Here is a 12,815-nt window from a genome sequence, read left to right on the forward strand (position 1 = left end):
TCGACGGGGCGTCCGGGGTCGGCCGCGGGGCCGGTCAGGTGAGGGCGGCCAGGGACGCGGCGTGGCGGCCGGCGGCTGCGCAGGCGAGGAAGTAGGCGTGGTCGCCGTCGAGGTCGCGGCCCATGGTGGAGAGCTTCACCGGGGCTGCGCGGAGGGCCTCGTCGAGGCCGGTGGTGGCGACGGTGACGATGCGGTGGCGGCTCGCGAGGGGCTCCAGCGCGCGGGCGACGTCGGCGGCCAGCGGCTCAGGGAGTCCGGCGGGGACCACCAGGTCGGCGGGGGCGAGCGCGACTCGGCCGAACGCGGTCAGGCTGTGGTGCGACACGCCGCGGTGGCGCGGGCGCGGGTCGGCGTCGGAGATACGCAGCGCGCCGACGGGCCGCCCGCCGAGCGCGGCCGCGGCGTTGACCGCCTCCCCGGCGGCGACGCCGGAGAAGCCCCACGTCGTACCCGTGCCGAGGTTGCCGGGGCCCTGGCTGATGATGGTGACGTCGGCCCGCAGCACATGCCGGGCGGCGAGCAGCCCGGTGTGCGTGTTGACGGCTTCCAGGTCGCCGCCCCAGGCCTGGCCGACCGAGACGGTGCCGGCCAGCCGGTCGCGCAGCGCGTCGAGGGTGCGGGAGAAGCCGGCGGCCAGCGCGCCGCCGTCGGTGAGCAGGTACGCCACCCGCGCGTCGGGCGCGTCGGCGTGGATGCCGGCCAGGATCGCGGGCAGCGCCGAGTGCAGGTCGGCCACGACCACCGGCATGCCGCCGAGGTCGGTCGCCGCGGCCAGCACGTCCCGGTGCGGGGAGGCCTCCTCGTCGGCGGCCAGCCGGATCGTCTGCAGCGGGCTGTAGCGGGCCTTCACGATGTGGCCGGGCACGGGGGTGTCCTCGGGCAGGCGTCCCGGCAGCGCGACGACCATGGCATAGCCGCCGGTGCCCAGGCCCAGGGCGAGCGCGTTGGTGTTCAGCAGCACCTCGTCGCCGACCTCGGGCTGCCCGACGAGGTCGGGGTAGGCCAGCGCGCGTACCGTCGCGGGGTCGTCGGGGGTGCGGGCGACCAGGGCGACGGTGAGTTCCTGCGCGCCGTGCCAACTGCGGCCGAGCCGCTCCACCGTGCCTGTCCGCCACCGAATCACGCCCCGACCCTATCGGCCCGCCCGCTCCGCGCGGCCTTGACGCCCCGCCGATCGTGGGGCGCTCACGGCACGCAGGGTGGTGGTCGGCGGACAGGGCGTGAGCAGGTGTCGGACTGCGGGTGCGCGGGCGGGGGAACAGGCGCTTGCCGGTTACCCTTTCGAGCGCTCGCGCTGCTAGCGTGGCGGTCGTGTCGCGCAGTCGAACCGAACGCCTGGTCAACCTTGTGATCTGTCTGCTGTCCACGCGGCGCTTCCTGACCGCCGCGCAGATCGCCGCCACCGTGCCCGGATACGAGCACAACGCCGACGACGCCCGTGATCACGAGGCGTTCCAGCGCAAGTTCGAGCGGGACAAGGCCGAGCTGCGCGCGCTCGGCGTGCCGCTGGAGACCGGCACCGCCAGTGTCTTCGACACCGAGCCCGGTTACCGCATCGCCCGGCGCGACTATGCGCTGCCGGCGATCCCGCTCGGGCCGGACGAGGCCGCCGCGGTCGGTGTCGCGGCCCGGCTGTGGCGTCACGCGGGGCTGGCCGCCGCCGCGACCTCCGGCCTGGCGAAGCTGCGTGCCGGCGGGGTGGACGTGGACCCGCACGCGACCCTGGGCGTGGAGCCGGTGCTCGCCGTCGACGCCGCGTTCGAGCCGCTCACCGCGGCCGCGCGGGCCCGCCGCGAGGTGACCTTCCCGTACCGGGTTCCGGAGGACGACGCGCCGACCACCCGGCACCTGCAGCCGTGGGGCGTGGTCTGCTGGCGCGGCCGCTGGTACGTCGTCGGCCACGACACGGTCCGCGACGCGCCGCGCTGCTTCCGGCTGTCGCGCATCGTGGGCCCGGTGCGCCAGGTCGGCGAGGAGCGCGCGTTCGAGCCGCCGGCCGACCTCGACCTCATCAGCTACGTGGCTCGCTGGTCCGGGCCGGTGGAGCGTAACCGCACCACCCGGGTGCTGGTGCGCCCCGGTCGTGCCGCGGGGGTACGCCGCTGGGCGGCCAACTGCACCCCGACCCCCGAGGGCGACGTGCTGGAGCTGCGCTACGCCGACGCGGACGGCTTCGCCGCCTGGCTGGTGGGATACGGCGCGGACGTGACGGTGCTGGAGCCCGCCGAGGTGCGCGAGGCGACCATCGCCCGGCTGCGCGAGATCGCCGGCGTGAGCGCCGCCGCGGAGCTGGCGGAGGTGGCCTGATGAGCGAGCGCCGCGAGCGGATCAGCAGGCCCGTCGATGCCGCCGGCGTGCGCGGCGAGGAGAAGGCATGAGCAGCGCGAAGACGTCCGCCGACCGGCTGGCCCGGCTGTTGAACCTGGTGCCGTACCTGCTGGCCCGGCCGGGTATCGAGCTGGTCGAGGCCGCCGCCGATCTCGGTGTGTCCGAGCGGCAGCTGCGCGAGGACCTGGAACTGCTGTGGGTGTGCGGCCTGCCGGGCTACGGGCCCGGCGACCTGATCGACATGTCGTTCGACGGGGACCGGGTCACCATCACCTATGACGCGGGCATCGACCGGCCGCTGCGGCTCACCCCCGACGAGGCCACCGCGCTCGTGGTGGCGCTGCGCATGCTGGCCGAGACGCCGGGCGTGGCCGACCGCGACGCGATCCACCGCGCCCTGACGAAGATCGAGCAGGCCGCGGGCGAGATCGACGCGCCGGTGGCGGTGCGGCTGCCCGGCAACGACGACCGCCTGGCCGACCTGCGCTCGGCGCTGGAGCGCGGCAACGCGCTGCGGCTGAGCTACTACTCGGCGGCCCGGGACGTGTCCAGCGAGCGGGTCGTGGACCCGATGCGGCTGCTGTCGGTGTCCGGGCGCTCCTACCTGGAGGCCTGGTGCCGCTCGGCGGGCGCGGTGCGCATGTTCCGGGTGGACCGCATCGACGCGCTGACCGAGCTGGACGAACGGGCCGCGCCGCCGGCCGAGGCGCAGTCCGGCGACGTCGCCGAGGGCGTGTTCCAGCCGGACCCGGACTCGCCGACGGTCACCCTGCGGGTGGGCCGGGGCGGGCGCTGGATCACCGAGTACTACCCGTGCGAGTCGGTGGTCGAGGTGACGCCGGAGGAGTGGCTGGTCTCGCTGCGGGTCAACGACATGGACTGGGCGCGCCGCCTGGTGCTCGGGCTGGGGCCGCAGGTGGTCGTGGTGGCCCCGGCGGAGCTGGCCGAGTCGGTGCGCGACAGCGCCGTGGAGGCGCTCGCGGCGTACGCGTAGGGCACGGCGGTCCGCGTCGCACGGCGCAGGCGTTAGGCTGCTGGCGTGGTGTTGTGGATCGTGCTCGCGGTGGTGGTGCTGAGCCTGGTGTTCCTGGGGCTGGTGCTGCGCGTGGTGCTGTGGCGCCTGGCGGGCCTCAAGGAGGCTGTGGCCGAGTTGCAGGTCGTGGCGGCACGGGCGCAGGAGCTGGCGAAGGTGGCCGAGGGGCTGCAGGCCCACGGTGACTCGCTGAAGATCCGGGCCGAGCTGGCCCAGGAGCGGATCAACCTGATCAAGGCGAGCAAGGACTCCCTCAAGATCAAAAAAGGTTGATCGCGGTTCACCGGGCGGCCGACTGCTGGTCACATCGGTTGCTGCAGGAATCTGCAGCACCTCCCGCATCGCGTTGACGCTGGTTCCGGTGATGGTCGACACTTCACCTGCGGGCAGGTCCCGCCGGGCCGCGTACCATTAGTCCGGAACACGTTGGTTCAACCCCCTCATCTGTCTGACTGGAGCAATCATGGGCGCCCTTAAGCCGTGGCACCTCATCCTCGTGGTGGTGGTGCTGGTGATCCTCTTCGGCTCGAAGAAGCTGCCGGACGCGGCCCGTTCGCTCGGTCGCTCGATGCGCATCTTCAAGGCCGAGACCAAGGCCCTGTCCGAGGACGGCAAGGACGGCAAGGACGCGACGACCGACAAGGCCGACGCCCAGGTGACCGCGCAGCAGCCGCTCGACGGCCAGGCCTCGGCCAAGCCGGTCGTGGACCCGGTCCAGCGCCAGCAGTCCTGAACCCCCTCCCCGGGCTGAAGACGTGAAGAACCCCCTGGCACGTCGCGAGCCGTCCCAGCGCGAGCGCGCTGCGGACGGCTCGATGACGCTCATCGAGCACATCCGGGAACTGCGCAACAGGCTGTTCAAGGCCTGCCTGGGCATGGTCGTCGGCATGGCGGTCGGCATCTACTTCGCCGAGCCCATCCAGACCTTCATCAACGCGCCGTACTGCGACTACAAGCGGGCCGCGGACGCCGTCACCAGGTGTGCCTTCAACTCGGTGTCGCCGGTAGACCCGTTCCTGCTTCAGCTCAAGATCGGCCTGTACGCCGGCCTGATCATCTCGTCGCCGATCTGGCTCTACCAGCTGTGGGCCTTCATCGCGCCGGGCCTGCACAAGCACGAGAAGCGCTACAGCTACCTGTTCACGGCGATCGCCGTGCCGCTGTTCGCCGCCGGCGCCTTCCTGGCGTTCTTCGTGGTCACCAAGAGCCTGGTCTTCTTCATCGGGCTGTCGGACAACTACGAGATCAACATTGATCTCACGGGTTACTTCGATTTCGTCACCGGCGTCATGCTGCTGTTCGGCTTCGGCTTCGAGTTCCCGCTGGTGCTGCTCATGCTCAACGTCGCGGGCATGGTGACCGGCAGGCGGATGCTGGGCTGGTGGCGCGTGGCCATCTTCCTGATGTTCCTGTTCGCCGCCATCGTGACGCCGACGCCGGACCCGTTCGGCATGACCGCGCTCGCGCTGGCCATGGCGGTGCTGTACTTCATCGTCGTCGGCGTGGCCATGCTCAACGACAAACGCCGCAACCGCGGCAAGTCGCAGTACGCCGGCCTGGACGACGACGAGACGTCTTCACTCGACGACTACGACACCGATAGCATCACGCCCGGCGAGCGCATCGAAGCGGTCGCGCCGGTCGCCTCCGCGGAGCCGATCGAGCGGCGCTACGACGACATGACCTGATCGCGGCGGCTCGTCCCGCGCGGCAAGGAGTGGCGGGAATGAGCGAGCGGAGCGAGCGAACCATCGGCTCGGTGCCTGCCTGCGACGAGCGCAGCGAGGAGCGGGCATGAGCGGGCTGAGCGAGATCGTGGTGCTGCGGAACCCCGGCGCCGGCAGAGGCCGGCACCGGGGTTCTCTGCCTGGTGTGCTGGAACGGCTCGGCGCGGCGGGCCGCCCGGTGCGGGTGCTGGACGCGCCGAGCGCCGCGGAGGCCGAGCAGGCCTGCCGCGACGCCGTCGCCGCGGGCGCGGGAGCGCTGGTCGCGATGGGCGGCGACGGCACCGTGCACGTGGCGCAGCAGGCCGTCGCCGGCACGGCCGTGCCGCTGGGCGTCATCCCCGCCGGCACCGGCAACGACTTCGCCACCAGCACCGGGCTGCCCGCGGACCTGTACGCGGCCGCCGACGCCATCGCCGCCGCCCTGCGCGAGGGCCGCACCCGGGCCCTGGACCTGGCCCGCATCACCTGCCTCGACGGGACCGTGCGCTGGTACGGCGCGGTGCTCGCGGCCGGCTTCGACTCGATCGTCAACGAGCGGGGCAACCGGATGCGATGGCCCCGCGGCCCGCTCCGCTACGACCTCGCCGTGCTGCTGGAACTGGCCCGGCTGCGGCCCCGCCGCTACACGGTCACCGTCGACGGGCAGACCAGCGTGCTGGACGCGGTGCTGCTGGCCGTGGGCAACACCGCGGCGTACGGCGGCGGCATGCGCATCTGCCCCGACGCCGACGCGACCGACGGCCTGCTCGACATGGTCTGGGCCGAGCCGGTTTCCCGGACCACCCTCATCCGCATCAAACCGCGCGTCTACCAGGGCACCCACATCACCCACCCGAAGGTGCGCTCGCTACGCGCCCGGGAGATCACCCTCGCCGCGGAGGGCATCGTCTGCTACGCCGACGGCGAGCGCATCGGCCCACTCCCGGTGACCGTCACGGCCGTCCCGCAGGCGGTCCACCTACTCGGCTGACCAGCCAAGGCTGCGGCGGCACGATAGGAAGGGCACCTTCTGCATCGCATACCGATGGGAAGGTGCCCTTCCTTCGCGCGGTGGTCAGGCGGGGAGGACGCCGTCGTAGGCCACCGGGAGGTGGATCGGGCCGCGGAGCACGGGGCTGGGGCGGTACGGCGGCGGGTCGGCCACCAGGCGCGGGTTCTGCAGGCGCTTGGCCAGCTGGGTCAGGGCGAGTTGCGCCTCCAGCCGGGCCAGCGGCGCGCCGAAGCAGTAGTGCACGCCGTTGCCGAAGGCCAGGTGCACGTTGTCGGCGCGGTCCGGGTCGAACCGGTCCGCGTGCGGGATGCACTCGCTGTCGCGGTTGCCCGACGCGAGCACCAGCACCACCGGGTGCCCCTTCCTGATCGTCGTCCCGCCGATCTCGATGTCGGCGACCGCGATGCGGTTCGGCACGAAGTGCACCGACGGCTCGTACCGCAGCAGCTCCTCGACCATGCGGATGCTGAAGTCCGGCTCGGTCCGCAGGCGCTCCAGCACGTCCGGGTGGCGCAGCAGGGTCAGCCAGCCGTTGGTGATCAGGTTGACCGTGGTCTCGTGCCCGGCGATCAGCAGCAGGATCAGCGTGGCGAACAGGTCGCCGCCCTCCAGCTGCCCGTCCGGCCCGTCGTCGGTGACGTAGCCCGACAGCATGTCGTCGCCGGGATCGGCCTTGCGGCGCTGCGCCAGCTGGAACATGTACATGCCGAGCTGCTGGAACGCCTCCTTGGCCTGCTCCTTGCTCTCGGGCGTCTGCTGGCCCGCCGAGTTGACGATCGGGTCCACCCAGGCGCTGAAGCGCGGCTCGTCCTCCTCCGGCACGCCGAGCAGCTCGCAGATCACCGCGACCGGGAACGGGTACGCCACGTCGTCGACGAGGTCGCACTGGTCCCGGCCGGCCAGGCCGTCGACGAGCCGCGTCACGATCGCCTCCAGCTTCGGCGTCAGCTTGTCGATGCGGTCGGGCCGGTGCGGCGGGCCGAACTGGCGCATCGCGATCCGGCGCAGGATGTCGTGGCGCGGCGGGTCGGTGCGGATGAAGCTGGGCGGCAGAGCCCCCCCGCCGTCGGCCAGCGGCCCGGCCTTACTGGCGAACTCCGGCAGCAGGTTGGCCGCGTCCGAGCTGATCCGCGGGTCGTGGAACAGCGCGTAGATCTCCCGGAAGGTGCTCACCACGAAGGTGCCGTCGGCCTCCTGCCATACCGGCTGGGTGCGCAGCTTGTCGTAGAGCGGCCACGGGTTGGCCCGGTTGTGGAAGTCGACGATCTCGTCGAACAGGCTCGGTTCGGTCATGACGGTTCCTCGCTTCGATCGTGACCGCCATGCGGTACGGGGAATTGCTGCCTCATGACGGCCGTCAGCGCCGCCGGGACGGGCGGACCAGGGTGGCCCGGCGCTCGCTCGGGTCGTGCCCGGTGACCACCACGGTCGCGTCCCGCCCGGGGTAGAGCCGGTCCGGGAACTCCGCCGGGACCGGCGTCGGGTCGGCCGGCGGGTTCGTCGTGTCGTACGGCAGCGGGAACGGCGCGGCCTGCTCGATGAGCTGCTGGTAGTGGTCCAGCCACTTGCCCTGGTTCCAGCTGACCGCGCCGACGACCCGGCCCTTGTAGCCGTACGCGGCGACGAACTGGCGGCTCTCCACGGATCCCTGCGTGATCGCGATCTGGTCGGCGATCGGCGGCACACCCACCGACTTGATGTTGTGGCCGAACTGCAGCGACCAGAACGCGGGCATCTCCAGGTGCGGCCAGCGGTCGGTCTCCCCGCTGATCATGTTGTGCGCGGCGACCTCGGCCTGGCTGACCGCGTTGCCCCAGTGCTCCATCGCCAGGAACTGGAAGCCGAACATCGGCTGCGGCTGGCGGGCCACGTCCCCGGCGACGAAGACGTCATCGGTGACCAGCCCCGCCGCGGTGAACGCGCGGCAGCCCGCGTCGCAGGCCAGCCCCCACACGCCCACGGCCAGGCCGGCGCTCTCCAGCCACTCCACGTTGCGGATGCCGCCCAGGGCGACCACGACCACGTCCACCTCGATGATGGTGCCGTCGGACAGCGCCGCCCGGCGCACCTTGCCGTCCTCGCCCTGCAGCGAGTTCACCTTCGTATGGGTACGCAGGTCCACGCCGTGCTCGCGCATGATGCCCGCCGAGATGCGCCCGATGACGCCGCCCAGCGCCCCCGACAGCGGCGCGGGCCCGGCCTCGGCGACGGTGACCGGGATGCCCAGCTCGACGCAGACCGAGGCCATCTCGGAACCGGTGAACCCGGAACCGATGACCAGCACCCGCCGCGGGTGGGCCATCAGCCGCTCGCGCAGGCCGGCGGCGTCGCCGCGGGTGCGGATGGTGAACACGCCGTCCAGCGCGGCCTCCTCCGGCACCGGCCACGGCCGGGCGCGCACCCCGGTGGCCACCAGCAGCCGGTCGAACTCGACCTCCTGCCCGTCGGCCAGCATGACGCGCTTGCGCTCCAGGTCCAGGCCGGTCGCGGCGACCCCGAGCTTCCAGTCCGCGTCGATGTCGCGCCGCCGCGGCAGCGTGGTGTCGGCAGAGGCGACGAAGCCGGTCTGCACCTGCTTGGACAGCGGCGGCCGGTCGTAGGGCTCCTCCGGCTCGTCGCCGATCACGGTGAGCGAGCCGGTGAACCCCTCAGCCCGCAACTGCTCGGCGGCCTTCAGCCCGGCCAGGGACGCCCCGACGATGACGATGCGCCCGTCGCGGCGCAGCCGGTCGCCCTTGGCCGCCACGACCGGGTCGGCGGGCGGCGGCTGCGGCAGATCGGCCATGTCGACCTGGAGTGCCTGCACCGGGCAGGCCGCCGCGGCCCGCAGCACCTTCACCCGCTGGTCGTCGGACGGCGCCGGGTCGAACATGAGCGCCTCGTCGCCGACCATCCGGAACGCCTCGGGAGCCAGGAACGCACACTGCGCGTACCCCTGACACTTCGTCAGATCCACCACCACACGCATGGCCTCATTCTTCGCGCCCGCCCCCCACAACCAGCCCCAATCCGCGCAATTCGCCCCCGCGAAGATCACCCCCGCCGCAACTCTTAAAGACTTGCCGCCTCGGAGCACCCGGGAGGCCGCGACTCTTTAAGAGTTGCGGACCGACGGCGCGGCCGCGCGGGCCGCGTGGGCGGGGCGGGGTCAGGCGTGGGGGAGGGCGAGGGAGACGGCGCGGTGGAGGCCGTTGGGGCGGCCGGGGGAGGCGGCGGGGACGACGAGTGCGGCGCAGCCGGCGTTGACAGCCCCCGCGTCGGCGGGGGTGTCGCCGATCATGAGGACGCGCTCGGGGTCGACCGACAGCATGCCGCAGGCCCGCAGGAAGATCTTGGGGTCGGGTTTGATGCAGCCCACCTCGTACGACAGCACGAGCGCGTCGAACAGCTGGGTCAGCCCCCAGGCGTCCAGCAGCGGGCGCAGGTCGAAGCCGATGTTGCTGACCAGCCCGGTGCGCACCCCGGCGGCCCGCAGCGTGGTCAGCGTGTTCATCACATCGGGGTACGGCGTCCAGCCGGCCGGCGTCAGCACCCGGGCGTAGAGGGCGTCGGCCAGCCCCGGGACGTCGTTGGGCACGGTCGCGGCCAGCCCGGTGTACACCTGGCGGTGGGCGTGCTCGTAGAGGTCGCGGTCGGCCCACGCCTCGGCCAGCTGCGGCGGCACCCGCACCGGCGGCGCCACGCCCGGCAGCGCGCCCGCTGTCGCGAGCCGGTCGGCCAGCACCGTGGCCCGGCCGCGGTCCAGGGTGACGCCGCAGTCGGCGGCGGCGGCGCTGACCCAGGCCACCGCGTCCACGGTGGTGGCCAGGGTGCCGTGGAAATCGAAGAGCACCGCGTCCAGGGCACGGTGACCGTCGATCCGTGCCGGGTGGGCGGGCGGCTGCGGCAGGGACTCGGGCACGTCAGCAGGATACCGACCTGCGCCGACTGGCCTCTTTCGCCTAGCCTTTGCGGTATGACGAGCCCCGCCGAGCGGCGACCCGGCACCGGGTCGGACGCCGGAACCGCCGGACCAGCGACCACCTCCGAAGGCCGTAAGACCCCCGCCGCCTCCCCACTGGTCGACGAGTTCGCCGCCGGGCTCAGCTTCGCCCTGGACCCGTTCCAGCGGACCGCGTGTGCGGCGCTGGAGCGCGGCAGCGGCGTGCTGGTGTGCGCGCCCACCGGCGCGGGCAAGACCGTCGTCGGCGAGTTCGCCGTGCACCTGGCGCTGCAGCAGGGCCGCAAGTGTTTCTACACGACGCCGATCAAGGCACTGTCCAACCAGAAGTTCCACGACCTGGTACAGCGTTACGGCGCGGACAAGGTCGGCCTGCTGACCGGGGACAACTCCATCAACGGCGACGCGCCGGTGGTCGTGATGACCACCGAGGTGCTGCGCAACATGCTCTACGTCGGCTCGTCCGCGCTGACCGGGCTGTCCTACGTGGTCATGGACGAGGTGCACTACCTGGCCGACCGGTTCCGGGGCGCGGTGTGGGAGGAGGTCATCATCCACCTGCCCGCCTCGGTGACCCTGGTGTCGCTGTCGGCGACCGTGTCCAATGCCGAGGAGTTCGCCGACTGGCTGGTCACCGTACGCGGAAAGACCGAGGTCGTGGTGAGCGAGCACCGGCCGGTGCCGCTGTGGCAGCACATGCTCGTCGGCAGGCGCATGTTCGACCTGTTCCACGACTCCGAGGCGGCCCGCGCCCACGAGGTGCACCCGGAGCTGCTGCGGCACACCCGCGAGCTGGCCCGGCGGATGGACGCGGTCGACCTGCGCCGCGGGCGCGGCGGCCGGGGGCGGCGCGGGCCGGGCCCGAACCGGCCCGAGATCGTCGACAAGCTCGACGGTGAGCGGCTGCTCCCGGCGATCCTGTTCGTGTTCAGCCGGGCGGGCTGCGACGCGGCCGTGCAGCAGTGCCTGCAGTCGGGCATGCGGCTGACCTCGCCCGAGGAGCGCACCGAGATCCGCGCGGTGGTGGAGCGGAAGATCGCCAACATCCCCAACGAGGACCTGGCCGCCCTGGGCTACTGGGACTGGCTGGACGGGCTGGAGCGGGGCCTGGCGGCCCACCACGCGGGCATGCTGCCCGCGTTCAAGGAGGTCGTCGAGGAGCTGTTCGTCCGCGGGCTGGTCAAGGCGGTGTTCGCCACCGAGACCCTGGCCCTGGGCATCAACATGCCGGCCCGGTGCGTGGTGCTGGAGCGGCTGGTCAAGTACAACGGCGAGGCGCACGTCGACCTGACGCCGGGGGAGTACACGCAGCTCACCGGCCGGGCGGGGCGTCGCGGCATCGACGTCGAGGGCCACGCGGTCGTCGTCTGGGGGCCGGAGGTGGACCCGCGCCACGTGGCCGGTCTCGCCTCCACCCGGACGTATCCGCTGCGGTCGAGCTTCCGGCCGTCGTACAACATGGCGGTGAACCTGGTCGGCTCGGTCGGCGCGGCACGCTCCCGCGACCTGCTGGAGTCGTCGTTCGCGCAGTTCCAGGCGGACCGCTCGGTGGTCGGCCTGGCCCGCCAGGTGCAGCGCAACAACGAGGTGCTGGCGGTGTACGACACCGAGCTGGCCTGCGAGCACGGCGACTTCGCCGAGTACTTCGCGCTCCGGGTGGCCATCGCCGACCGGGAGAAGCAGCTCACCCGCAACAGCCAGCAGGAGCGCCGCGCCGCCGCGGTCGAGTCGCTGGAGCAGCTCAAGGTCGGCGACGTGATCAAGATCCCGTCCGGCAAGCACTCGGGGCTGGCCATCGTGCTCGACCCGGGCATGGGCGGCTTCGGCGAGCCGCGTCCGGTAGTGCTGACCGAGGACCGCTGGGCCGGGCGCATCTCGGCCGGCGAGTTCGCCGGGACGGTCGAGGTGGTCGGCCGGGTGCGGGTGCCGCGGCACTTCAACCACCGGGCCCCGGCCGAGCGGCGCGACCTGGCCTCGTCGCTGCGCAGCCTGGACGTGGCCCGCGGGGGCGGGCGCCGCCGCCGCGGCGGCAACGGCAGCCACGAGGACCGGGAGCTGCTGGCGCTGCGCAAGGCGATGCGGGCGCACCCGTGCCACGCCTGCCCGGAGCGTGAGGACCACGCCCGCTGGGCCGAGCGGCGGCAGCGGCTGTTCAAGGACACCGAGGCCCTGCGCGACAAGGTGAGCAACCGCACCGGGTCGCTGGCGCGCACCTTCGACCGCATCTGCGAGCTGCTCACCGAGCGCGGTTACCTGGGCGCCGACGGCGAGGTGACCGCGCCCGGCCGGATGCTGGCCCGGATCTGGACCGAGGCGGACCTGCTGGTGGCCGAGTGCCTGCGCACCGGCGTGTGGGAGGGCCTGCAGCCGCACGAGCTGGCCGCGGCCGTCTCGGTGGTGCTCTACGAGGCCCGCCGGGACGTCGACGAGCAGGCGTCGGTGCCGCGCGGCCCGGTCGCCACGGCCGTCGAGGCGACGGCCCGCACCTTCTACCAGCTGGGCGCGGACGAGCGGCGGCTCGGCCTGGCCCAGACGAAGGAGCCGGACCTGGGCTTCGTCTGGCCGATGTACCGCTGGGCCAAGGGCGAGCCGCTGGCCAAGGTGCTGGCGAGCGGGCACAGCCTGGACGGCGACATGCCCGCCGGCGACTTCGTCCGCTGGGCGAGACAGGTCATAGATCTTCTCGGACAGATTGCCGACGCCACCGGCGCGCCATCGTCGCTGCGTGAGACCGCGCGGAGCGCGATGGACGCGGTCAATAGAGGGGTACTTGCGTATACTGCGGGCGTCTGACCG

Annotated in this window: 11 protein-coding genes; 7 read left to right on the top strand and 4 right to left on the bottom strand. The window is 72.8% G+C overall.

From position 1 onward, the window contains the following. Positions 1-34: 34 nt before the first annotated feature. Complete coding sequence (locus tag F6W97_RS39025; RefSeq protein WP_155375635.1) at positions 35-1,123, bottom strand: DUF3866 family protein; 1,089 nt, start codon at positions 1,121-1,123, stop codon at positions 35-37. Between the two features lie 188 nt (positions 1,124-1,311). Between F6W97_RS39025 and F6W97_RS39030 the strand changes: the two genes are divergently transcribed. From F6W97_RS39030 to F6W97_RS39055, 6 genes are all read left to right on the top strand, one after another. Beyond that, positions 1,312-2,307, top strand: a complete 996-nt coding sequence (locus F6W97_RS39030; RefSeq protein ID WP_155375636.1) for a helix-turn-helix transcriptional regulator — start codon at positions 1,312-1,314, stop codon at positions 2,305-2,307. Between the two features lie 67 nt (positions 2,308-2,374). After that, positions 2,375-3,322, top strand: coding sequence for a helix-turn-helix transcriptional regulator (locus tag F6W97_RS39035; RefSeq protein WP_155375637.1), 948 nt, complete (start codon positions 2,375-2,377; stop codon positions 3,320-3,322). A gap of 45 nt (positions 3,323-3,367) precedes the next feature. After that, on the top strand, positions 3,368-3,634 hold the full coding sequence (locus F6W97_RS39040; protein WP_155375638.1) for a hypothetical protein: 267 nt from the start codon (positions 3,368-3,370) through the stop codon (positions 3,632-3,634). A 190-nt stretch (positions 3,635-3,824) separates the two neighbouring features. Further along, the gene (gene tatA, locus F6W97_RS39045) at positions 3,825-4,094 is read left to right on the top strand and encodes a Sec-independent protein translocase subunit TatA (protein WP_155375639.1); all 270 of its coding nucleotides are present in this window, start codon (positions 3,825-3,827) and stop codon (positions 4,092-4,094) included. Positions 4,095-4,176: 82 nt separating this feature from the next. After that, entirely contained in the window at positions 4,177-5,049 is an 873-nt protein-coding gene (gene tatC, locus F6W97_RS39050) for a twin-arginine translocase subunit TatC (protein ID WP_407924650.1), read from the top strand. 106 nt (positions 5,050-5,155) lie between these two features. Next, complete coding sequence (locus tag F6W97_RS39055) at positions 5,156-6,058, top strand: diacylglycerol kinase (RefSeq protein WP_155375641.1); 903 nt, start codon at positions 5,156-5,158, stop codon at positions 6,056-6,058. Between the two features lie 84 nt (positions 6,059-6,142). Here the strand turns inward: F6W97_RS39055 and F6W97_RS39060 are convergent, their stop codons facing one another. The 3 genes from F6W97_RS39060 to F6W97_RS39070 form a co-directional block, all read right to left on the bottom strand. Beyond that, on the bottom strand, positions 6,143-7,372 hold the full coding sequence (locus F6W97_RS39060) for a cytochrome P450 (protein ID WP_155375642.1): 1,230 nt from the start codon (positions 7,370-7,372) through the stop codon (positions 6,143-6,145). Between the two features lie 64 nt (positions 7,373-7,436). After that, positions 7,437-9,047 (bottom strand): FAD-dependent oxidoreductase, encoded by a 1,611-nt coding sequence (locus F6W97_RS39065; protein ID WP_155375643.1) that lies wholly within the window; start codon positions 9,045-9,047, stop codon positions 7,437-7,439. A 180-nt stretch (positions 9,048-9,227) separates the two neighbouring features. Further along, positions 9,228-9,920, bottom strand: coding sequence for an HAD family hydrolase (locus F6W97_RS39070; protein WP_155375668.1), 693 nt, complete (start codon positions 9,918-9,920; stop codon positions 9,228-9,230). 114 nt (positions 9,921-10,034) lie between these two features. On the opposite strand from F6W97_RS39070, the gene F6W97_RS39075 reads away from it, so the two are divergent. Then, on the top strand, positions 10,035-12,812 hold the full coding sequence (locus F6W97_RS39075; RefSeq protein ID WP_155375644.1) for a DEAD/DEAH box helicase: 2,778 nt from the start codon (positions 10,035-10,037) through the stop codon (positions 12,810-12,812). Positions 12,813-12,815 lie beyond the last annotated feature (3 nt).

The sequence above is a fragment of the Catellatospora vulcania genome (assembly GCF_009720385.1).
GTDB classification, from domain to species: domain Bacteria; phylum Actinomycetota; class Actinomycetes; order Mycobacteriales; family Micromonosporaceae; genus Catellatospora; species Catellatospora vulcania.

Excerpts from the sequence above, each read along its gene's own strand:
- F6W97_RS39035 (WP_155375637.1), top strand. The coding sequence starts at position 2,375 with ATGAGCAGCGCGAAGACGTCCGCCGACCGGCTGGCCCGGCTGTTGAAC.
- tatA (WP_155375639.1), top strand. The coding sequence starts at position 3,825 with ATGGGCGCCCTTAAGCCGTGGCACCTCATCCTCGTGGTGGTGGTGCTG.
- tatC (WP_407924650.1), top strand. The coding sequence starts at position 4,177 with ATGACGCTCATCGAGCACATCCGGGAACTGCGCAACAGGCTGTTCAAG.
- F6W97_RS39055 (WP_155375641.1), top strand. The coding sequence starts at position 5,156 with ATGAGCGGGCTGAGCGAGATCGTGGTGCTGCGGAACCCCGGCGCCGGC.
- F6W97_RS39060 (WP_155375642.1), bottom strand. The coding sequence starts at position 7,372 with ATGACCGAACCGAGCCTGTTCGACGAGATCGTCGACTTCCACAACCGG.
- F6W97_RS39065 (WP_155375643.1), bottom strand. The coding sequence starts at position 9,047 with ATGCGTGTGGTGGTGGATCTGACGAAGTGTCAGGGGTACGCGCAGTGT.
- F6W97_RS39075 (WP_155375644.1), top strand. The coding sequence starts at position 10,035 with ATGACGAGCCCCGCCGAGCGGCGACCCGGCACCGGGTCGGACGCCGGA.